The sequence below is a fragment of the Martinezella dioscoreae genome (assembly GCF_009176305.1).
Taxonomy (GTDB): Bacteria; Pseudomonadota; Alphaproteobacteria; order Rhizobiales; family Rhizobiaceae; genus Rhizobium; species Rhizobium dioscoreae.
Genome location: NZ_BLAJ01000003.1, coordinates 737357 through 757990, shown reverse-complemented (window position 1 = coordinate 757990; position 20634 = coordinate 737357). Strand labels below are relative to the sequence as shown.

General features: G+C 60.5%; 19 protein-coding genes. 14 read left to right on the top strand and 5 right to left on the bottom strand.

The annotated features are described in order from the left end of the window. Nucleotides 1-212 precede the first annotated feature (212 nt). Entirely contained in the window at nucleotides 213-1088 is an 876-nt protein-coding gene (locus GDN47_RS15530) for an SMP-30/gluconolactonase/LRE family protein (protein ID WP_113332063.1), read from the top strand. A gap of 48 nt (nucleotides 1089-1136) precedes the next feature. On the opposite strand, the gene secD is transcribed toward GDN47_RS15530, so the two are convergent. The 3 genes from secD to GDN47_RS15515 form a co-directional block, all read right to left on the bottom strand. Next, nucleotides 1137-3692 carry a protein translocase subunit SecD gene (gene secD, locus GDN47_RS15525; protein WP_113351218.1) on the bottom strand — a complete coding sequence of 852 codons (2556 nt, stop codon included), beginning with the start codon at nucleotides 3690-3692 and terminating at the stop codon, nucleotides 1137-1139. Between the two features lie 93 nt (nucleotides 3693-3785). Then, on the bottom strand, nucleotides 3786-4205 hold the full coding sequence (locus GDN47_RS15520; protein WP_145633344.1) for a hypothetical protein: 420 nt from the start codon (nucleotides 4203-4205) through the stop codon (nucleotides 3786-3788). A gap of 137 nt (nucleotides 4206-4342) precedes the next feature. Then, complete coding sequence (locus GDN47_RS15515; protein WP_145633341.1) at nucleotides 4343-5863, bottom strand: ArnT family glycosyltransferase; 1521 nt, start codon at nucleotides 5861-5863, stop codon at nucleotides 4343-4345. Between the two features lie 718 nt (nucleotides 5864-6581). On the opposite strand from GDN47_RS15515, the gene GDN47_RS15510 reads away from it, so the two are divergent. The 13 genes from GDN47_RS15510 to visR all read left to right on the top strand — a co-directional run bounded on the left by GDN47_RS15510 (nucleotide 6582) and on the right by visR (nucleotide 18887). Next, nucleotides 6582-8228, top strand: a complete 1647-nt coding sequence (locus GDN47_RS15510; protein WP_145633921.1) for a globin-coupled sensor protein — start codon at nucleotides 6582-6584, stop codon at nucleotides 8226-8228. Nucleotides 8229-8290: 62 nt separating this feature from the next. Further along, nucleotides 8291-8587 (top strand): STAS domain-containing protein, encoded by a 297-nt coding sequence (locus GDN47_RS15505; RefSeq protein ID WP_069611290.1) that lies wholly within the window; start codon nucleotides 8291-8293, stop codon nucleotides 8585-8587. Further along, the gene (gene cheY1, locus GDN47_RS15500) at nucleotides 8584-8949 is read left to right on the top strand and encodes a chemotaxis response regulator CheY1 (protein ID WP_004128526.1); all 366 of its coding nucleotides are present in this window, start codon (nucleotides 8584-8586) and stop codon (nucleotides 8947-8949) included. Before GDN47_RS15505 ends, cheY1 begins: the two co-directional genes overlap by 4 nt. A gap of 16 nt (nucleotides 8950-8965) precedes the next feature. Continuing rightward, nucleotides 8966-11251 (top strand): chemotaxis protein CheA, encoded by a 2286-nt coding sequence (locus tag GDN47_RS15495; protein ID WP_113332067.1) that lies wholly within the window; start codon nucleotides 8966-8968, stop codon nucleotides 11249-11251. Between the two features lie 4 nt (nucleotides 11252-11255). Then, nucleotides 11256-11723: a chemotaxis protein CheW gene (locus GDN47_RS15490; protein ID WP_113332068.1), complete on the top strand. Its 468-nt coding sequence runs from the start codon at nucleotides 11256-11258 to the stop codon at nucleotides 11721-11723. Beyond that, nucleotides 11720-12628, top strand: coding sequence for a protein-glutamate O-methyltransferase CheR (cheR, locus tag GDN47_RS15485; RefSeq protein ID WP_152093717.1), 909 nt, complete (start codon nucleotides 11720-11722; stop codon nucleotides 12626-12628). Before GDN47_RS15490 ends, cheR begins: the two co-directional genes overlap by 4 nt. Beyond that, a complete protein-coding gene (cheB, locus tag GDN47_RS15480) occupies nucleotides 12625-13668 on the top strand; it encodes a protein-glutamate O-methylesterase CheB (RefSeq protein ID WP_113332070.1) in 1044 nt (347 codons plus the stop codon). The genes cheR and cheB overlap by 4 nt, the downstream gene beginning before the upstream one ends. Next, nucleotides 13668-14057: a response regulator gene (locus GDN47_RS15475; protein ID WP_095433933.1), complete on the top strand. Its 390-nt coding sequence runs from the start codon at nucleotides 13668-13670 to the stop codon at nucleotides 14055-14057. Before cheB ends, GDN47_RS15475 begins: the two co-directional genes overlap by 1 nt. After that, nucleotides 14054-14608: a chemoreceptor glutamine deamidase CheD gene (gene cheD, locus GDN47_RS15470; protein WP_152093716.1), complete on the top strand. Its 555-nt coding sequence runs from the start codon at nucleotides 14054-14056 to the stop codon at nucleotides 14606-14608. Before GDN47_RS15475 ends, cheD begins: the two co-directional genes overlap by 4 nt. 16 nt (nucleotides 14609-14624) lie before the next feature. Continuing rightward, nucleotides 14625-15026 (top strand): chemotaxis protein CheT, encoded by a 402-nt coding sequence (cheT, locus tag GDN47_RS15465; protein ID WP_113332071.1) that lies wholly within the window; start codon nucleotides 14625-14627, stop codon nucleotides 15024-15026. A 168-nt stretch (nucleotides 15027-15194) separates the two neighbouring features. Continuing rightward, nucleotides 15195-16871: a flagellar basal-body MS-ring/collar protein FliF gene (gene fliF / locus GDN47_RS15460; RefSeq protein ID WP_152093715.1), complete on the top strand. Its 1677-nt coding sequence runs from the start codon at nucleotides 15195-15197 to the stop codon at nucleotides 16869-16871. 520 nt (nucleotides 16872-17391) lie between these two features. Then, on the top strand, nucleotides 17392-18129 hold the full coding sequence (gene visN / locus GDN47_RS15455) for a transcriptional regulator VisN (RefSeq protein ID WP_113332073.1): 738 nt from the start codon (nucleotides 17392-17394) through the stop codon (nucleotides 18127-18129). An 11-nt stretch (nucleotides 18130-18140) separates the two neighbouring features. Then, nucleotides 18141-18887: a transcriptional regulator VisR gene (visR, locus tag GDN47_RS15450; protein WP_371864866.1), complete on the top strand. Its 747-nt coding sequence runs from the start codon at nucleotides 18141-18143 to the stop codon at nucleotides 18885-18887. Between the two features lie 143 nt (nucleotides 18888-19030). Here visR and GDN47_RS15445 read toward each other — a convergent pair whose 3' ends face one another. Beyond that, nucleotides 19031-19471 carry a BspJ family T4SS effector nucleomodulin gene (locus tag GDN47_RS15445; RefSeq protein WP_092709076.1) on the bottom strand — a complete coding sequence of 147 codons (441 nt, stop codon included), beginning with the start codon at nucleotides 19469-19471 and terminating at the stop codon, nucleotides 19031-19033. 5 nt (nucleotides 19472-19476) lie between these two features. Beyond that, on the bottom strand, nucleotides 19477-20556 hold the full coding sequence (flhB, locus tag GDN47_RS15440; protein ID WP_113332074.1) for a flagellar biosynthesis protein FlhB: 1080 nt from the start codon (nucleotides 20554-20556) through the stop codon (nucleotides 19477-19479). Nucleotides 20557-20634: the final 78 nt, after the last annotated feature.

The window sequence follows — 20634 nt, the reverse complement described above, 5'->3', positions numbered from 1 at the left end:
AAAATATAGGGACGTTCTATGGATGTTCCGAATCGCCAAAGCCTGTCAAGATGAACAGGGCCTGCACGCGGATGTGACCTCCGGCGCAAGAATCTTATCCGGATTTGCACTCGTCCGGCTCGAAAAGGATCTTCTTCGTGCTTATGTATCATTCCGGCGCAGCATTTTGAGTTTTTGGGGCTTCGTAATGCGTAGAATGAAGGTTTCAAAACATGAACGAAACGATTGCCACCGGGCTGCGTCTGCCTAGCGGCCTCGTGGCTTTGCCGGACGGCCGCCTGGCGGTCGTGGAAATGGATGCCAGTCGCCGCTGTCTGAAACTTTTCGACACAAGCGGCGTACCGCAGGAACTTTGCCGGGTCGGCGGCCGGCCGATGGGGATTGCGGTCGATGGCGACGGATGTTTCTGGGTAGCCAACGGCCCGGAGAATTCTCTTGTCAGATTATCGGCGCAAGGCCGCGTCCTGCAAGTCATCGAGGGTAGCGCGGATGGTCCCTTTCTGCATCCGAATGCACTCGCTTTCGGACCCGACGGCCTGCTTTACATGACTGATTCTGGCATCCGTCTTGCCAATCTTCTCGAAGGCGGCCACATCCATCCCGATTTCTTCAAGGCGGCTTACAATGGCTGCGTCTATCAGATCGATCCGGCTGAGGGACGGGTCATCCGTGTCCTCGCAGCCGGTCTGCTCTTTGCGAGCGGCATTGCCTTCGATGCCGATGGATTGCTCTATTATAGTGAAACACTGACTGGAAAAATCTATCGGCAGGTCGTTGGCGGCAGGCAGGAAATGTTTGTCCAGTCGATGACATCGCCCGCCGTGAACGCGCTGCGCGGGCCGGCCGGCCTCGCCTTTGATCGCAGCGGCATGCTTTACTGCGCCATGTACGGCCTGGGTGAAATTTCCATGGTGGACGCCGAGGGAAAAATGGCCGGTCATATCCGCACGGACGGCGCGCGCCCAGCTAATATTGCTTTTACCGTCGACGGCAAACATCTGCTCGTCAGCGAACAGGAAAACGGTGTCGTGGAAAAGATTACGGCGCCGCGTCCGGGCTTGCCTTTGCATATGCCGCCGATTTCGTAGGGCGGCGAAGGACATGCCCCGAAGCCGGGCATGTCCTCTTTTCATTTATTATGCCGCAGGAATCTGCTTGTTGTCCTTACCGGATTTGCCGTCTGTCGATGCCGTATCATTGGCAACCGGCTTGGCATGACGGCGGCGCCAGTCGCCGAGGAACAGCAGGATCGGTGCGGCGATGAAGACCGACGAGGCGCCGGCAACGAGGATGCCGAACACCATCGGGATCGCGAAGCTGGAGACGGCGCTGCCGCCCCAGATTGCCATCGGCACCAGCGCCAGGAAGGCAGTGGCGTTGGTATAGAGGCTTCGCGCCAGGGTCTCGTTGATCGATTTGTCGATGATGTCGCGCAGCGGCATCGACTTGTAGAGCCGCATGTTTTCACGCATGCGGTCATAGACCACGACCTTGTCGTTCACCGAATATCCCACAAGCGTCAGGATCGCGGCGATGGCCGTCAGGTTGAAATCGAGGCCGGTGATCGCGAAGAAGCCGATCGCCTTGGTGACGTCGAGCACCAGCGTCACGATGGCGCCGACCGCGAACGGCCATTCGAAGCGATACCAGATGTAGAACAGCATCGCCAGGCTGGCGATCACGACCGACAGGATGCCGGCCCAGGCAAGCTCGCCCGAAACCTTCGGACCGATGACATCGGTGCCTTCGATGGTCGCGCTCGGGTCGATCTTGACGATTTCGGCTTTAAGCTTGGTCACTGCCGCCGTCTGCGCCTCTTCGCCGCCGTCCTGGCGCTGGGCGCGGACAAGGAGGCTGTTATTGTCGCCGAAGGACTGCAGTGCGATTTCGCCGAGGCCGAGCGTGTTCAGACCCTCGCGGAACGTCGCCAGATCGGCCGCGTCCTTGGTCTTGACCGACATCTGGATACCGCCGCGGAAATCAACGCCGTAGTTGAGGCCCGGATGGATGAACAGGACCACCGAGGCGAGCGACAGGATCGCCGAGACGGTGACGCCGAAGAAGCGGGCCTTCATGAACTGGATGTGCTTGTCATAGGGGCTGAAGGGGATCAGCGGCCTGATGTTGATCACCTTCAGCTTGCGGCGACGGGTGATGGCGATCATCACGACACGCACGAAGGCGACGGAGGTGAACATTGAGATGATGAGGCCGAGACCCATGGTCACGGCAAAGCCGCGAACCGGGCCGGAGCCGAAGTAGAACAGGATGGCGGCGGCAATCAGCGCCGTCATGTTGCCGTCGATGATCGTCGAATAAGCCTTCTTGAAACCGTTATCGATGGCGGCGAAGGCGCCGCGGCCCTTCCGGGTTTCTTCGCGGATGCGCTCGTTGATGAGAACGTTGGCATCAACCGCGAGGCCGATACCAAGGACGACGCCGGCGATGCCGGGCAGCGTCAGCGTGGCGCCGACAAGCGTCAGGGCCGAGAAGGTCAGGACCGTGTGGATGAGCAGGGCAACATTCGCCAGAATCCCCCAGGCGCCATAGAGCACGAAGATGAAGGCGGCAACCAGAACGAAGCCGACCAGGCCGCTATAGATGCCCTTCTGGATCGCGTCGCTACCAAGGTCGGCGCCGACGGTGCGCTCCTCGATGACGGTGAGCTTGGCCGGCAGGGCACCGGCGCGCAGCAAGGCTGCAAGCGTGGTGGCGCTGTCTGCGGTGAAGTTGCCGGAGATCTGGCCCGAGCCGCCGGTGATCGGCTCGCGGATATTAGGCGCACTCAGAACCTTGTTGTCGAGGACGATGGCGAAGGGCTTGCCGACATTTTCGCGGGTGATTTCGGCAAACCGGTTGGCGCCGGCGCTGTCGAAGCGGAAGGTGACGAGCGGCTCGTGCGTGTTCGGATCGAAGCTGACGCGGGCATCCGTCAGGCGGTCGCCGGACAGTTCGATGCGGTCGAGAACCGGATAGCTGTTGCCCTGCTCGTCCTTCATGATGGTGACGCCGGGGCCGGGATTGTTCGGGTCGACGTTATCGGCCAGCAGATGGAAGGACATCTTCGCGGTCGAGCCGAGAAGCTCGCGCAGGTGCGACGGATCCTGTGCGCCGGGAAGCTGGACGAGAACGCGGTTCGGACCGACGCGCTGAATGGTTGGCTCGGCAACGCCCACCTGGTCGACGCGCTTGCGGATAACTTCAAGGCTCTGCTGAACGGCGGAATCGACGTTGGCCGAAATACCGGCCGGCGAGAAGGACATCGCGATCGTCGCGCCATTCGGCTTGATGTTGAGATCGGACTGGCCGGCCGAGAGGCCCGACGTGATCGTATTGGCCAGCGTCTGCAGCTGCGTCACGGCATCGCTGCTCTGCGAGGCGTCGCTGAGCGTCACGACGATCTGGTCGCCATTGCGGACGATCGAGCGGGTCTGGATGTTCTTGTCGCGCAGCACGCGGCGCGCGTCCTGCTGCAGCGATTGCAGCCGGCCGTTCGTCAGGTCCTTCTCGTCGACTTCGAGAACGAGATAGGAGCCGCCGCGAAGGTCGAGGCCGAGCGAAACCTGGCTATGAGGCAGCCAGGATGGGATCTTGCTGAGAACCGACGGCGGCAGCGCGTTCGGCAGTGCGATCAGAAAGCCAATGACGATGATCACCGTATAGAGTGCCACGAGCCATGGTGAGGTACGCATGGGTATTATCCTTGAAAATAGGCTTATGCCGACGGTCTGGCCGCAGGCGGACTTGAGGTCGTGTCGGAAATTCAGCGCGTCTGCGCCAAACGCTTAGGCGAGCGCGCCTGGAGGCGCACGTGCGAGATAGGCGTGAAACGCCAGGGATTCGAACCGTGTGGCATCATCCGGGCGGTACGATTGCCACGAGGTTGCCGGATATCCGAGGGTAGGGAGGGCAGCAAGCGTTGCAGGCCCTATATCGTGCCATGTAGCTTTCGGCGTCACCAGCCGATCGGCAACGACGATTCCGCGGACCGGGTCACGCAGTGATAGATAGAGAGGCTGGGTGTCTTTGCCCGAGGAGAGCGCGTCCGCATCGGCGCGCGCGGCAAGGTTGATGCCACCGCCAAGCGCCAATCCGATATAGGCGAAGAATGCGACGAACAGCGAGGCGATCACGCGCGCTCCGGCGCGGTGCGTCCTGTCGTCTCTATCTTCGCTGTCGGCGGCGCCGAATTCAAGCGGGCTCAACGGTCCAAAATGCCTTCATTCCTTTGCCGGAGCGAACTCCAGCGGTTCGGTCATGATAACAGGACGCTTGGCGTCTTCCTAGTGTGGCCTGTCATGATGCAGTTGCACGAGCCGGTCAACAGTCCCGGCTCGATTTCTTAATTTTCCGTCGCACCCGCTGCCGACGATTTAGGCGCCAGGCAGGATGCCGGGACGCGATAGGCATAAAGCGTCTTGCCCTTCATCTCGCCATAGGGTGGCGACCAGCTCTTGATGAGTTCGGCCTGGCCTTCCGGGCAATCGATCGGATCGTTGTCGACGAACAAGACCGGACCGGTCACGCTGACCGGCAGGGAGAAATCCTGCTCGTAATAATTCGCGGGGAAGCCGCCGAAGTGGCGGGCATAGATGTGGAACGGCTTGCCTTTCAGCGTGTAGTAGAGATCGGCGAGGATATCGCGGTCCTGGGCAACGATTTCAGTCAGTTTCGCCTCCGTGGCGATATTGGCGATTTCTTCACTGATGACGCTGCGGCCGACATAGCGCTTCATGACAAGATCGCCGTTCGGCAGCTTGATGTCATAGGCAAACACCGTCAGCACCGGGATCACGAAGGCGACGACGGCGCCTATGATAAGCGAGGTGCTCAGCCCCTTTTTCGTCAGGCGATAGAGCAGCCAGACGGCGAGAATGGTGCCTGCGGCATAAGCCGAGACGGCCCAGTTGGCATAGGCCTTGGCGAGGAGGGCCTGCAGCGTGATCAGCGCCACGACAGGCACAGAGAGCCAGAACAGCAGCTTTTCCCGGTCGTCGCTCTGCCCGCGGATCAATCGCCACGTCGCCCACAAAAGCGCGTAGAAGACGACCGGGCCGACGACGCCGAACTGGGCACCGAAGAAGCTGAGCCCGTTGAGTATGTGCTTCAGCAGGGTGTTGCCGCCGCCGCTCTTGCTCCATTGGGCGATGTTTTCGGTGTGCTTTATGGTCGTCGCATCATGGGTGAGATTCCACCAGAGATTGGGGGAAACGACGATGGCCCCGATAATGGCGGCAATGGCAACGTCCCGCCAGGCGATACGCGCCGAACGCATCGTCAGCATGGCAATGCCGACACCGGGCAGAAGGAAGAGCACCGAATATTTCGTCAGGAAGGCGATGCCGAGGCTGGCACCGAGGATGACAGCTTCCAGCACCGAGGAACGCCTGGTCAGCCCGATAAAAGCCCAGATGGCGATGGTTACGAACAGGATCTGGATCGTGTCCGTCGATACCAGCACGGCGGAAAGCGAGGCAGCCGGCAGCGTGATGAAGATGACGCCGACCCATGGCGCGATCTCGCGTCCGGTCTCGTCGTCGATCAGCCGCCGCGTCGTGCACATCAGCATCAGGGCGGTGGCAAGATGGAAGAGCGGCGCCGATATGCGGATCCAGAAGGTCGAATCCGAGCCGGAGATCGTATTGAAGAAGCGGATGACCCAGGCAATCATCGGCGGCTTGGAATAATAGCCGAAATCCAGATTCTGGCCCCAGAACCAATATTGTGCCTCATCGACGAAGAGGTCCGTCCTGTTGAGGAGCAACATGAGCACGCGCCAGAGCGTTACTCCGAAGATGATCGCAAGGGCGAGGCCCAGCGAAAGTTTCTGGGCATTTGTTCGGGAATGGGTCGTGTCGAGCATTAAAGGATGGGTCTCGGTGCCTGATCGTGAGGCTTAATACGGAACTATTGAGGCCAAAGCTAGCTCCTGCCATCCGCGGGAACTACAGCGCTCGCATCGTGTGGCCGCGAAGTGCCATATGTCCGATTTCGGATATCAGATGTCCGTTAAAGCTCCTAGAGAATGCGAGGGGTAGCTTTGCCGCGCGCCGCTTCGATGCGGGACAGAAGCATGAAGGCCGCAAGCGTCAAGCTGGCCATCAGCGAGGCGGTCAAACCAAGAACAATCATTGCTCTCTCCGTAGCGACATCGGAAGTGTCTATCCCTTGGGTAGTAAGGGATGAAGCTTGCTCGTGACTTGCGATCGATGTTCTTCCACGGCGACAAACTATATCTGAAAGTAATCGCTAATTTAGTATAGATCAGTAGGAGACATGCCTTCTTCCGTCATTAACCTTCGGGCAAGGAATTAACCATAAATATTGAGCCTGAACGTCGGAATGGGAAAATTGTGACTCGTTCTCAGCAGGCATGAAGCCGCCCCGTCGTACCGGGTCCGATCCGGTATCCATGTCATCAAACAGGTCCGCAATAGACTTTGATGAACGAGCGAGCTTCGGTGCCTCGATCACATGATCGACGGCTACGGCTGCCTTTCCTCGCCTCCTCATTGCGCCTGGCGCGGATCATCAGCGGTTTCGCCGGCGCTTGAATGCGCGGCAGTTCGGCAGGGACGACTTTGGCGCAGGATTCGCCGTCAGATCAGGCACGCAGGGCGCAGGCTGGCAGCCTTCGCGACCGTTTGCGTTTTGCTGGTCTCGATGCCGGGCAATGCGAAACCTTGCGCCGTCACCGGCCAATGCTCGAAGCGCATCTGAAAGCCGGCCTGCGCGATCTTTTCCACCGCTTTCAGGCCTATCCGGACGCCGCGCGCAATTTTTCGAGCGAAAGCCAGCTCGAACGCCTTCAGGATCTGCAATCCTCCCATTGGGATGTGCTGACGGATGCACGCTTCGACAGCCTTTATGCCGAGCGCGTCAAGGTTCTGTCCGACAGCGAAAGCAAGATGGGGCTCGATCCACGCTGGCACGTTGCGGGCCATGGGGTCGTGCTGGAGCATCTTCTTGCCGGCCTTCTCGAAGACATGGGCAGCCGAGCCATCCTGCCCGGAGCCAAGCGTCGCGCCCGTGAATTGGGCGAACTCGTGACATCGGTCGTGCGCCTGGTGATGGTCGATGTCGAAATTGCTGTCTCGTTGCGGTTCAACGAATTGCGGGTCGGTCACCAGCGGGCACTGGCCGAACAGCGGGCTACCGATCGCGCCGAGGCTGCGGCTTTTATTACCGAGCTTGCCAATGGCCTTGCCGATCGCGATCTGACGACCCGGGTGCCAATGGATTGTCCTGAAGCCTATGCCGAGGTCGCGGAAGCTTTGAATGCGGCGCTGGAGGACATTCAGCAGCAGTTTTCGGCCCTGTCCGGTGGTGTGGAGGCGGCTGAAGCGACGAGCGGCGCCATTTCCCGCTCCGCGAAATCCTTGGCTGAAAAATCGTCCGAACAGTCGCGAGGACTTGCGGCCTCCGCAAAGCAGCTTGCAGAGCTAGCCGATCAGGTGCGCGGCAATGCGGCCAACACCCGTTCTGCCGAGCGCGTGACGGCATCGACCCGCATCGCGGCGGAAGACAGCGGAAGGATCGTCGGGCAGGCGATCTCCGCTATGGCCGATATCGAAACGTCAGCCGAAAAGATCGGCCAGATCATCGGCGTCATCGATGAGATTGCCTTCCAGACCAATCTTCTCGCACTCAATGCCGGCATCGAGGCAGCCCGCGCCGGCGACAGTGGCCGCGGCTTTGCCGTCGTCGCGCAGGAAGTTCGCGCGCTTGCCCAGCGTTCCGCCGATGCGGCCCGCGAGATCAAGGTGCTGGTGACGGGAACCAAGGCGCAGGTAGATGCGGGCGTCCAGATGGTCGGCCGCACCCAGGACGCGATCGGCAGCATTGTGCGCCAGGTGACGGATATCAACGAAGCCATTTCCGGAATTGCGGCTGCGAGCGACGAACAGGTCGCCGGCCTTCAGGCGCTGACATCGGATATCGGCGGCCACAGCGAGCGGGCGGCCGCCGCCGGCAGCAATGCCAGCCGCTCCGAGCAAGATGCCGATCACCTGCATACCGTCGTCGTCGAGCTCGGCCGAACCATCCGCGAGTTCCGCATCGAGCGCGAGCGGCGGCATGCCGTCGCTGGCGTGCCGGTCAGAGCCGCGCAGCAGCGACAGCTCCCCGCCCGCGAGGAATTCGGCGCTGCGCAGAATGACGAGGAGATGGCCGATTTCGGCTTCCCGCTTCGCAGGACCGCAGCGGGAGGCGATCGCAATGCCTATTGATCTTTCAGTTTCATGCATATGCGGGCCGACGGGCCTGATTTCAGACAACGGGGAATGACGCGATGCCGAGCAGGAAAGGCGAAAAGACAATCAGTCTGGCCGCGGTGCTGGACCTCAACGAGGCCTCCGCCCTTCGCGGCACGTTGATGGGGTTGCGCGGCAGCAATGTCGCGATCGATGCGTCCGGCGTCGAAAGGATCGGGACCTTGTGCGTGCAGGTCATCATGGCCGCCGCCAAGACCTGGGATGAGGACAAGCTCTCCTTCACCTTCTCCAAGGTGTCGGATGCATTTCAAAAAACGATGCAGGTGATCGGGGTGGATATCTCCCATCTGCTTGCCAAGGAGATCCGGCAATGAAGAAAAAAGTGCTGACCGTGGATGATTCACGGACCATTCGAAACATGCTTCTCGTCACTCTCAACAATGCGGGTTTCGAGACCATTCAGGCCGAAGACGGTGTCGAAGGCCTGGAAATTCTGGAAGAAGCCAATCCCGATGTCATCGTCACCGACATCAATATGCCGCGCCTTGACGGCTTTGGCTTCATCGAGGGCGTTCGCCGCAACGACAGATACCGCGCCGTGCCGATCCTCGTGCTGACGACGGAGAGTGATGCGGAAAAGAAGAACCGTGCCCGCCAGGCCGGCGCGACCGGCTGGATCGTCAAGCCGTTCGATCCCGCCAAGCTGATCGATGCCATCGAGCGCGTAACCGCCTAAACAGGATCCGCCCCTTATGGATATGAACGAAATCAAAGAGATTTTCTTCCAGGAGTGCGAAGAGCAGCTCGCTGAACTGGAATCCGGTCTCCTGAAATTGAATGATGGCGACCGTGACCCGGAAACCGTCAATGCCGTATTCCGCGCCGTTCATTCCATCAAGGGTGGGGCAGGGGCCTTCGGTCTGGACGACCTGGTCGCATTCGCCCACGTCTTCGAGACCACACTCGATTGCGTTCGATCCAACAAGCTGGAGCCGACCCAGGATGTCCTGAAGGTCATGCTCAAGGCGGCCGACGTGCTGGCGGATCTCACCAACGCCGCCCGTGATGGCGGCAGTGTCGATCCGGCGCGCAGCCGCGGCCTCGTCAAGGAACTGGAAGCGCTGGCAAATGGCGATATTCCCGCGCCGTCGGCAGCGGCGGTTGCCGATGTTGCTTCGAAGCCCGTCGTGGCCGCGCCTGCGCCCACGGACGAAAGCGGTTTCCAGCCGATTCCCTTCAGCTTCGACGACGATTTCGGCAGCGATGAGCCTGCCGTCGATGCCAGGCCGGAATATGAAGTCAATTTCAAGCCGCGGTCCGATCTCTACGCCAAGGGCAATGATGCGACGCTGCTGCTGCGCGATCTCTCGCGGCTCGGCGAGATGAATATCTTCTGCGATATGGATGCGCTGCCGGGTCTTATCGATCTCGATCCCGAAGGCGCCTATTTCAAATGGGCGATCTCCATTAAGACGGACAAGGGCGAAGACGCCATTCGCACCGTCTTCGAATTTGCTGAATGGGACTGCGATCTCGATGTCCAGCTGGCTGGAAGCGGCGGGTCTTCGAGTGGCGAAGAATTGCCGATGATACCGGTGCCCTTCGATCTCTCGATCCTCGATGACGGCGCCGCACCGGCTGCCGAAACCATAGAGGAGACATCCGCGCCGAGAAACGACGTCGCTGCCGCCGTGGCTGCTGCGGAAACCGCAAGCAACGTCACGCAGCTCGCCTCCGCTGCCGCACGCGTCGAAAAGAAGGAAGCCGCCCTTGCCGCCGCTGCCGCTTCCAATGCAGCCGCGGCGCAGAACAGTGCCGCCGCTGCCGCCGCCGGCCAGACCATCCGTGTCGATCTCGATCGTGTCGACCGCCTGATCAACCTTGTCGGCGAGCTTGTCATCAATCAGGCGATGCTCTCCCAGAGCGTCATCGAGAACGACAACAACGGCGCATCCTCCATCAACATGGGTCTCGAAGAGCTGCAGCAGCTCACCCGCGAGATTCAGGACAGCGTCATGGCGATCCGCGCCCAGCCGGTGAAGCCGGTCTTCCAGCGTATGTCGCGTATCGTCCGCGAAATCGCCGACATGACCGGCAAGTCGATCCGCCTGATCACCGAGGGCGAGAACACCGAAGTCGACAAGACCGTCATCGACAAGCTTGCCGAGCCGCTCACCCACATGATCCGCAATGCGGTCGACCATGGCGTCGAAACGCCGGAAAAACGCGCGGCACTCGGCAAGAACCCGGAAGGCACCGTTCGCCTGACGGCAAAGCATCGCTCCGGCCGCATCCTCATCGAGCTTGCCGACGATGGGGCCGGCATCAACCGCGAGAAAGTCCGCCAGAAGGCGATCGATAACGACCTGATCGCAGCCGATGCCAATCTTTCGGATGAGGAAGTCGACAACCTGATCTTCCTGCCGGGCTTCTCGACCGCCGACAAGATCTCTGACATCTCAGGCCGAGGCGTCGGCATGGACGTGGTCAAGCGCTCGATCCAGGCGCTCGGCGGCCGCATCAACATCAGCTCCAAGCCGGGGCAGGGTTCTGTCTTCACGATGAGCCTGCCGCTGACGCTCGCAGTCCTCGACGGCATGGTGGTCACCGTTGCCGGCCAGACGCTCGTCGTGCCGCTGACGGCGATCGTCGAAACGCTGCAGCCCGAAGCGTCCGCTATCCACTCCTTCGGTGCGAACCATCGTCTGATCTCGATCCGCAACAGCTTCTGCCCGCTGGTCGATGTCGGCCGCATCCTGAATTTCCGTGCCACGCAGGCCAATCCGGTCGAAGGCGTCGCGCTGCTGGTGGAATCGGAAGGCGGCGGTCAGCGCGCCCTCATGGTCGATGCCATTCAGGGCCAGCGCCAAGTCGTCATCAAGAGCCTCGAGGCCAACTACACGCATGTCCCGGGCATTGCGGCGGCAACCATCCTCGGCGATGGACGCGTGGCGCTGATCCTTGACGTCGATGCAGTGGTCGGCGCTTCGCGCGGCCAGTCGCTGAAGCCTGAAATGTCTTATGCGGCGGTGGGGTGAGTTGATGTCCTATGCCGTCAAGAGCCTGAGCCAGGGCAATCGCGAGCTGATCGCCTTCCGCATCGGCGACCAGGAATTCTGCGTCGACATCATGTCGGTTCGTGAAATCCGCGGCTGGACCCCGGCAACGGCCATGCCGCATGCGCCCGGTTACATGCTCGGCGTCATCAACCTGCGCGGCGCCGTGCTGCCGATCATCGATCTCTCCGCCCGGCTCGGCATGAAGCGTGCGGAACCGACGGCTCGGCATGTGATCATCGTCGCGCAAGTGAAGCGCAAGGTGGTCGGTCTTCTTGTTGACGCCGTATCGGACATTCTGACGATCACCGACGACAGCATCCAGCCAACGCCGGAAGTCTCCTCCGATCACGAGCGGCAGTTTGCCCGCGGCATCGTGGCGATCGACCGCCGCATGATCTGTCTGATCGAACTGGAAGCCCTGTTCCCTGAAAGCGAAAGCGAGGCTGCATGAGCGTGATGGGAGCAACGGATTTCAAGGCGTCTCCCGATGAGGTGCTGGCGAGCGGCGAATATCCGCTGACGCGCCGCGACCTCTCGGAAATCGCCGCCATGATCTATTCGGATGCGGGCATTTCTCTCAATGAGAGCAAGGCATCGCTCGTCTATTCCAGGCTGTCGAAGCATATCCGCGCGCTGGGGCTCTCCGGCTTCCGCGACTACTGCCAGCTGGTGTCTTCGCCCGCGGGAAGTGCGGCGCGTCGCGAGATGCTGTCGCATCTGACGACCAATTTCACCCGCTTCTTCCGCGAAAACCATCATTTCGATCATCTGCGCGACGAGGTTCTGCCGGGTCTCCTGGCGCGCGCCAAGGCTGGCGGCCGGGTGCGCATCTGGTCGGCCGCCTGTTCTGACGGGCAGGAGCCTTACTCGATCGCGCTGACGGTGCTTGCCTTGATGCCGAATGTCGCCGATTTCGATTTCAAGATCCTGGCAACGGATATCGACCCCAAGATCCTCGGGCTTGCCCGCGCTGGTGCCTATGACGAGTCTTCTCTCGAAACGGTTTCTCCGGCCATGCGCAAGCAGTGGTTCCAGGAAGTCAATGTCCAGGGCCGCCGCAAATTCCAGATCGACGATCGCGTCAAGCGGCTCATTACCTTCAACGAGCTGAACCTGCTCGGGCAATGGCCCTTCAAGGGCCTGTTCGACGTCATCTTCTGCCGCAACGTCGTCATCTACTTCGACGAGCCGACGCAGACGAAGATCTGGACGCGCTTTGCCGGCCAGCTGCAGGATGCCGGCCATCTCTATATCGGCCACTCCGAGCGGGTCGCCGGCGAGGCCAAGCACGTCTTCGATAATATCGGCATCACCACCTATCGCTATCTCGGCAAGACCGCGGGGAGGAAGCCATGAATTCTCCTGCTCGTGTTCTCGTGGTCGATGACTCCCCGACGATGCGCGGCCTGATCACCGCCGTCCTGCGTGCCGATCCAGAGGTCGATGTCATCGGCCAGGCCGGCGATGCGATGGAAGCGCGCGCCGCCATCAAGGCGCTCAATCCGGATGTCGTCACGCTCGATATCGAGATGCCGAACATGAACGGCCTCGAATTCCTGGAAAAGATCATGACGCTCAGGCCCATGCCCGTCATCATGGTTTCCACGATGACCCATCGCGGCGCCGATGCGACGCTTGCCGCGCTCGAAATCGGTGCGTTCGATTGCGTCGGAAAGCCGTCCCCGGGCGAGCCGCATCCCTTCGGCGATCTGGCAGAGAAGGTAAAGGCGGCTGCCCGCTCTCAACGTCAATATGTGAAGCCCGCCGCCCAGCGCGCGCAGCCGCCGGCCGTCGCGGATTTCCGTGTGGGCCGCAAGATCGTCGCGATCGGTTCCTCCACCGGCGGCGTCGAGGCGCTGATCAACGTCTTGCAGAAGTTCCCGGTCAATTGTCCGCCGACGGTCATCACGCAGCATATGCCGCCGACCTTCACGCGCAGCTTCGCCGAGCGCCTGAATCGCCTCTGCGCCCCGGTCGTCCAGGAGGCGACCGATGGTGCGCGGCTCGAAATCGGCAAAATCTATCTGGCGCCGGGCGGCGAAAGGCACCTCAGGGTCGCCAATGCATCCGCCCCCCATTGCCGTCTGGTAGACGGCGGGCCGGTGAACGGCCATCGCCCTTCCGTCGACGTGCTTTTTGATTCGGTTGCCGAACTGGCAGGCCGCAATGCCGTCGGCGTGATCCTGACCGGCATGGGGCGCGACGGCGCCGCCGGTCTCCTCAAGATGCGCCATGCCGGCGCGCGCACCATCGGGCAGAACGAGAAGACCTGCGTGGTCTACGGTATGCCGAGGGTCGCCCACGAGCTTGGTGCAGTCGAACAGCAGTTTCCGCTGAACGCCATTGGCGAGGAAATTTTGAAAGCCACAGCCGCCCGAAAGGAAGGGAGCGAATAATGTCTCTAGCGGAGAAAATCAAAGTTCTGATCGTTGACGATCAGGTCACCAGCCGCCTGCTGCTGAGCGATGCGCTGACGCAGCTCGGATTCAAGCAGATCACGGCTGCCGGCGACGGTGAGCAGGGGATGAAGATCATGCAGCAGCAGCCGCATCATCTCGTCATCTCCGATTTCAACATGCCGAAGATGGACGGGCTCGGCCTCCTGCAGGCGGTGCGCACCAACCCGACGACCAAGAAGGCGGCCTTCATCATCCTGACGGCGCAGGGCGACCGTGCGCTGGTTCAGAAGGCGGCGCAGCTCGGTGCCAACAACGTGCTCGCCAAGCCCTTTACCATCGAAAAGATGAAAGCTGCCATCGAGGCCGTCTTCGGAGCTCTAAAATGATCGTCGAAGGTGGCGCCCGCCGCGTGCATATTATTCAGGGCGAGTACAAGGTCATCAGCGATCCCGAAGTGGTGCTGACGACCATTCTCGGCTCTTGCGTGGCGGCTTGCCTGCGCGATCCCATCGCCGGCGTTGGCGGGATGAACCATTTCCTCCTTCCGGGAATGGCGAACTCGCCGATGAGCGGCGGCGATGCGACGCGTTACGGCGTGCACCTGATGGAACTTCTGATCAACGGCCTCCTGAAGAAGGGCGCAAGGCGTGACCGGCTCGAGGCGAAAGTTTTCGGTGGCGCCAAGACGATCGCGACCTTCTCCAATGTCGGCGAGCAGAACGCGGTCTTTGCCATGCAATTTCTGAAAGACGAAGGCATCCCGGTCGTCAGCTCCAGCACCGGCGGCGAACACGGGCGCAAGATCGAATATTGGCCAATCTCCGGAAGGGCCAGGCAATATCCGCTGACCGGCGCCGAGACACAGAAGACCGTGGCGCTGGAGCAGCGTCCGGTCATTGCTCCGAAGCCGGTTGACAACACGATCGAATTTTTCTGATCAACGAGGCAAGCGCATGACCCCCTTCCAGCGCGTTGAGACGGCTGCCATCGAGGAGACGCTTCCGGCTATCCTTCTGCGCATCGTTTCCGAATTGCATGACATCGCCTATCTGATCGAACGCATCGAGCCCCAGCTGCTTGACATCAGCGACGCCAATATACTGGCCTCGCCGGAGGCCATGAAGGTCGTCCAGGGTATTGATCTCGCCGTGCAGAAGACGCGCGGCATCGCCGAATTCATCGATACCATTGCCGGCACCATGCCCGAGGGCTGGACGGTGGATCTCGCGACGGCGCTGAGCCTGGTCAAGCTGACGGAGATGCAAAAGGCGCTCGGCGGCGGCGGTTTTCACGCGCATTCGCAGACCATGGCCCAACCCATGGCAAAGGCTGCCGGCGATTTCGATTTCTTCTGACCGCGTCGTCAGCAATAGATACTGTTTTTCTTATATAATCTCCTGCATTTCTTCCCGGCTTTTTCCTGGGCTCTTCTGGCCGGACGAAACGTTCGCACAAGTTTCGATTTCTATTTTCGCCGCATAGCACAAAGCCATCAGGTCTTTGACGAATCGTGCGAGAACAGAATGAATCTGTTAAATCAATTAGTTCCCCTGCTTCGGAATCTTCAGAATCTCGGGAGAACGCGGCTGATGATCCTGGGGGGCGTGGGCGCCGTGTCCATGCTGCTGATCCTTTTTGCAGCCCTCTATGTCAATAAGCCCGCACAGGAGACATTGTATGTCGGCCTGGATGCGACGGATCTCAACCAGATCAGCATCGCGCTCGCGGAAGCCAAGATCAATTTCCAGGTCGGTACGGATGGCTCCAGCCTGACCGTTCCGGCGGGCATGACCGGCAAGGCCCGCGCGCTTCTTGCTGAACGCGGCCTGCCCACCAGCGGCAAGGCCGGCTATGAGCTCTTCGACAATGTCGGTTCGCTCGGTCTAACCTCCTTCATGCAGGAAGTCACCCGCGTCCGTGCCCTCGAGGGCGAAATCAGCCGCACCATCACCTCGATCGCCGGCATCAGCGCCGCCCGCGTCCATATCGTCATGCAGGATGTCGGCAATTTCCGGAAGGCGGATCAGAAGCCGACGGCATCCGTCATGATCCGCGCGAGTGCGGAAGCTGCCCGCAAATCGGCTTCGGCTATCCGCCACCTCGTCGCGTCAGCCGTTCCCGGCCTGGAGGTCGATGATGTAACGATCCTCGACTCCACGGGCCAGTTGCTCGCATCGGGCGACGATCCCGGCAACGGCGCTCTCAGCCGCAATCTCGGCATCGTGCAGAACGTGCAGAGCGAAGTCGAATCCAACATCGACAAGGCCTTGGCGCCCTTCCTCGGCATGGATAATTTCCGCTCCAGCGTGACGGCACAGCTGAATACCGACAGCCAGCAGGTGCAGGAAACCACATACGATCCGGACTCGAAGGTCGAACGCTCCGTCCGCACCGTGAAGGAAGCGCAGAAGTCGCAGCAGAGCCAGCCCGACAGCGCCGCGACCGTGGAGCAGAATATTCCGCAGGCGGCCCCGCAATCCGGCGGCAACACGCCGACGTCGAACGATCAGTCCGACAAGCGCGAGGAACAGACCAACTACGAAATCAACAGCAAGACGACGGCCACGACCCGCACCAGCTACAAGATCGAAAAACTGTCCGTCGCCGTGGTGGTCAATAAGGGCCGCATCGCGCAAATGGTCGGCCAGGGCGCTGATCAGGCCAAGATCGACGCCTATATTGCGGAAATGCAGAAGATCGTCGCAACGGCAGCGGGTGTCGACCCGGCCCGCGGCGACATCGTTACCGTCAATGCGATGGACTTCCTCGACAACCAGCTGCTTGAAGACACATCCTCCAGCTTTAGCATTACCGATATGCTGAGCCGCAACATGGCCGGCATCATCAACTCGCTGGCCTTCGTCGCGGTCGCCTTCCTGATCGTCTGGATGGGCTTCCGTCCGCTGATCCGCTCGCTCGGCGGCTCGTCCAGCAGCATGGCTCTTCCGGAAGCAGCGGGCCTGGAATTGCCGGATTTCGCGCCGGCGGTCGGCGGCCCCGGCGCGGCACTGATGGACGGCTTCGGCTCGGACTTCGGCTTCGACAGCACCGACGACCTGCTGACGATGGGCGACGATGGCGGAACCTTCAACCGCCGCGTCAAGGAAGGGCCGGAGCGCCGCCTGTCCCGCATGGTGGAAATCAGCGAAGAACGCGCTGCAAAGATCCTCAGGAAATGGGCCGTCGACCAGGCCGCCTGACAAAAGGACCGGGAAATTCCCGGTCCTTTTTCTATCCAGGGGATGACATTTGAACTTGCATCATTGTCGATGCCACCTGTGATCAATTAGTCGCGGCTAGCCGAATTGACGTGTTCGTAAGATGGAATTTCAATGGATATACGGTTGCTGGGTATAAAGAATCGACTTACAAATACTGTATCTATTGCGTAACAACTGTGTATTCCGAGCGAATCGACCATCGTTTTCCGCGTTTCGCATGTTTTAAGTTTGTAGATTCCGGAGCGGGAAATTAGCTCATGATTCGTAGATCGTGCTTGCGGCAGTGCGCGCCGGTGCGATTGCGGGTGTCGAATTCAGGGATGAGACATGCGCCCATCCATCCGTATCCGCCGGAAGTGTTTAGTCGCGGTAGAGAAAGATCCGGCTTCGATGCCTCGTCGAGATTCGCTGCCGATTCTCTGAGGTGAAGGGATTGGGTTCTGACGGAACAATGCTCTCGTTGACGGCCGATCGTCCAACAGCGGCAGGAAATGCAAGTATGGACATGCAGATATCGCAGATGAGCAAAGGCGATAGGGATGCGCGATCGATCGCGTCCGCCGGAGCTATGTCGCGCGAGCAGCTCATTCTGCAGCTGAATGCCGTTTCAGGCCCTGCCTATCTTCAAGCCGGCCTTCACGCCCTGGCGAGCTACGCCGGCGCCTCCCATTATCTTCTTGTCAGGTCCGATCTCATCCAGGAAAGCGGGCTCGACTTCGTGATTTCCTCCGATTGGCCCTTCGATCTTGTCCGGCGTCTGGCAACGGAGCTGACAAGCGGTTATGGCCGCATCGGCGAGCTTGAAAAGTGCATGGCGCTGTTTCAGCCAAGCCTGGCGCTGCTTCCCGATGATGTCTCGCTGCCTGACGGTGTGGGCCGGCAATATCATGCCTTGACGTTCAATGTCGGTCGCACCCGCTTCTCCCTGCTGCTGCTGGCGAGCGAAGCGGCGGTGCTTCTGCCCGAGCGGTTGAGGGATGTCGGCCTCCTGGCCGGCTATCTCGCCAGTTCCACGCGTTGCTTCGAGGGCAAGCTGGAGCGCGATTTCGATCTGACCGAGCGCGAGCTGGAATGCCTGTTCTGGATCGCCGAAGGCAAGACGAGCGATGAGATCGCGATGATCCTCGGGATCTCGCGCAATACCATCAACAACTATATTACCAGCGTCATGCGCAAGACCGCCACCAAGACCCGCTCGGAGGCTATCGCCTTTGCAGTGCGCAATAATCTCGTTTAAGGGCCGACCGGATGCGCTATCAGCCAGACAGGACGACGGATATGCCGGGCGAATCACGGCTTACCCGTTCCGGGCGGATCTCCGGCCGCTCCGATCTGTTCCCGAAGCTGGTGTCGATGCAAAAGCTGATCGACGCGCAGCATTTTGCCGTTTATCGCCTGCACGGCTCCGGCCTGCCGCATAAGCAGCGCCTGGTATGCGAACTCGATAATTGGGGCTCGGCCAACTCCGTCGTCGGCAAATCCTTTGTGGAGGCCTATGGCGAAGCACTGATCGAGCATATCGACAAATCGCTGCTGCCGCTGATGTGGAACGGGCGCGACAGCGACAGCACCGCCGAGACGCCGGATTTTGCCGTCTTCACGCAGCGCCTGAAGCCGCATCTCCTGCCTTTTGCCGGCGCCGCCTTTCCCGTGCGGCTCGGCGCCGTCGGCAATGGCTACACCGTCTTCACGGCCAAGTTCATGGATCTCTCGAGCGATATGATCGTCGAGCTGCACGGCCGCAGCTGCCAGATCATGATGCAGCTCCTGTCGCTGGACGAGCGCCGTTCACAGGCGGCCGAAGCGCTGAGCGAGCGCGAAATCGCCTGCCTGCAGCTTGCCGGCGACGGGCGCATCAGCGAAGAGATTGCCGACAAGCTTGGATTGTCGGTGCATACCGTCAACGCTTATCTCGGATCGGCGACGATCAAGCTCGACAGCGTCAACCGCATCCAGGCCATCGCGAAGGCGATCCGCTTCGGCTACATAAGCTGAGATAGCGGCGCCTTGGGGCACTGCCGCAAGACGAAATCACCTGCGACACCTTGCTGAACAAATGAATTGAGCGGCGTTCCGGTTTCTGCCGGATGCACGCCGCTCTCGCGAATCACTTTGCCGATCTTTGAAAAAGGAATTCCTCAGAATGCGTGTGCGGCCTCGCCGCGGACGACGTAACGCGCGTCCCTTAGGCTGCGGGCGAGCAGCGCCGTGTTCTCGTCGGGATCGACGGAGGCCTTGTCGAAGGCAATGTGGTTGATCTCGATGCCCGCATGGTGCTCCGCCAGCGAAAGCTTGGCATAGATGGTGACGCCCCGCGGCTTGATCTCCAGATCGAGCGTCACTTCCGCCGGCCCGCCCCAATCGAGCTTGTAGTCGCCGCCGAGCCCGAAATTGACCGTGCCGGGAAGAAAATAGAGCTCGGCGGCCGAGGCGACGAGGTCAGCGAGGTTGCCATATCGTTCGAAGCGCAGCAGCGAGATCAGATCGGCGGCATCGAGGAGGCGCAGCTCGCTTGCGACCGGGCTGATGGCTTCGGCTAGTATTTGTTCACGCTGGGCAGAGTAGGGGCATTTTTTCATTTGGTTTATCGTACCCGTTTTCTATTCGACTGTGCGGCATAGATCCGATGGATGAGTTCTGCGACAGCCTTGTAAAATACTGACGGTATGACGCTATCAACCGAGACTTGCGCAAACATGGAGCGCGCGAGCGGCGGGTCTTCGAAAACGGGAATATTGTTGGCCTCGGCTATCTCCCTGATTTTCAGAGCAATCAGGTCCTGGCCTTTGGCGACGACGACAGGGGCGTCGTTTTCCTCGCGCACATAGCGAAGTGCGACGGCGAAGTGAGTCGGGTTGGCGATGACGAGGGTGGCGCGCGGCACCTGCTTCATCATGCGGCGGCGGGCGCGGTCGCGCGCGATCGAGCGCTGGCGAGACTTGACGATCGGGTCGCCCTGCGACTGCTTGTGCTCGTCCTTGACCTCCTGCTTCGTCATCTTCAATTGGTCGAACCAGTGATGCCGGCTCCACAACAGGTCGGCAACACCGACGACGACGGTCGCCATCAGCACGATGATCAGGATGCGCTGAACGATCGTCGACAGACGCACGAAGATGGTCTGCGGGTCGGACACCATCGAATCCATCGCATGGAAGTACTGGCTGCGCAGCACGAAAAACATGACGATGCTGACCAGCACGATTTTTGCGAGGGATTTGCCGAATTCCACCATGCCGGTCGCGCTGAAGATGCGCGTGAAACCTTTCGCCGGCGATATGCGTGAAAACTGTGGCCTGATTCGTTCGAGAACGGGGGTAGGCAGGTTCTGGAAAATCGAGGCGCCGATCCCGAAGACGAAGAAGAGCACGACCGCCGGCAGCACCATGTTGCCGACTTCCCAGCCTATGCGCGTAAACAGCGAGATGGCGTCTGGGCCTGTCTCCAGCTGCCATTGATCCGGCTTTTCGAAGAGATCGCGCAGAACCTCGCCCATGCGGCCCATGCGTTCGGGCAGAAAGAAGGTAACGTAGATGACGGTCGCGAGCATGGAAGCAAAGAGCGTTGCTTCCCTGGAGTGAGGGACATTGCCCTTCTCGATCGTATCGCGGAGTTTTTTCTCCGTCGGTTTTTCTGTTTTACTGTCCTTGTCTTCGTCAGCCAAAGCAGCCGCCCTCTGCGAAACGGAAAGAGGCCGCGCATCATGCGCGGCCCATAGCTTGTCAGTCTATGATGTTTTAGC

Excerpts from the sequence above, each read along its gene's own strand:
- GDN47_RS15530 (WP_113332063.1), top strand. The coding sequence starts at position 213 with ATGAACGAAACGATTGCCACCGGGCTGCGTCTGCCTAGCGGCCTCGTG.
- secD (WP_113351218.1), bottom strand. The coding sequence starts at position 3,692 with ATGCGTACCTCACCATGGCTCGTGGCACTCTATACGGTGATCATCGTC.
- GDN47_RS15515 (WP_145633341.1), bottom strand. The coding sequence starts at position 5,863 with ATGCTCGACACGACCCATTCCCGAACAAATGCCCAGAAACTTTCGCTG.
- GDN47_RS15505 (WP_069611290.1), top strand. The coding sequence starts at position 8,291 with ATGCCGAGCAGGAAAGGCGAAAAGACAATCAGTCTGGCCGCGGTGCTG.
- cheY1 (WP_004128526.1), top strand. The coding sequence starts at position 8,584 with ATGAAGAAAAAAGTGCTGACCGTGGATGATTCACGGACCATTCGAAAC.
- GDN47_RS15495 (WP_113332067.1), top strand. The coding sequence starts at position 8,966 with ATGGATATGAACGAAATCAAAGAGATTTTCTTCCAGGAGTGCGAAGAG.
- GDN47_RS15490 (WP_113332068.1), top strand. The coding sequence starts at position 11,256 with ATGTCCTATGCCGTCAAGAGCCTGAGCCAGGGCAATCGCGAGCTGATC.
- cheR (WP_152093717.1), top strand. The coding sequence starts at position 11,720 with ATGAGCGTGATGGGAGCAACGGATTTCAAGGCGTCTCCCGATGAGGTG.
- cheB (WP_113332070.1), top strand. The coding sequence starts at position 12,625 with ATGAATTCTCCTGCTCGTGTTCTCGTGGTCGATGACTCCCCGACGATG.
- GDN47_RS15475 (WP_095433933.1), top strand. The coding sequence starts at position 13,668 with ATGTCTCTAGCGGAGAAAATCAAAGTTCTGATCGTTGACGATCAGGTC.
- cheD (WP_152093716.1), top strand. The coding sequence starts at position 14,054 with ATGATCGTCGAAGGTGGCGCCCGCCGCGTGCATATTATTCAGGGCGAG.
- cheT (WP_113332071.1), top strand. The coding sequence starts at position 14,625 with ATGACCCCCTTCCAGCGCGTTGAGACGGCTGCCATCGAGGAGACGCTT.
- fliF (WP_152093715.1), top strand. The coding sequence starts at position 15,195 with ATGAATCTGTTAAATCAATTAGTTCCCCTGCTTCGGAATCTTCAGAAT.
- visN (WP_113332073.1), top strand. The coding sequence starts at position 17,392 with ATGGACATGCAGATATCGCAGATGAGCAAAGGCGATAGGGATGCGCGA.
- visR (WP_371864866.1), top strand. The coding sequence starts at position 18,141 with ATGCGCTATCAGCCAGACAGGACGACGGATATGCCGGGCGAATCACGG.
- GDN47_RS15445 (WP_092709076.1), bottom strand. The coding sequence starts at position 19,471 with ATGAAAAAATGCCCCTACTCTGCCCAGCGTGAACAAATACTAGCCGAA.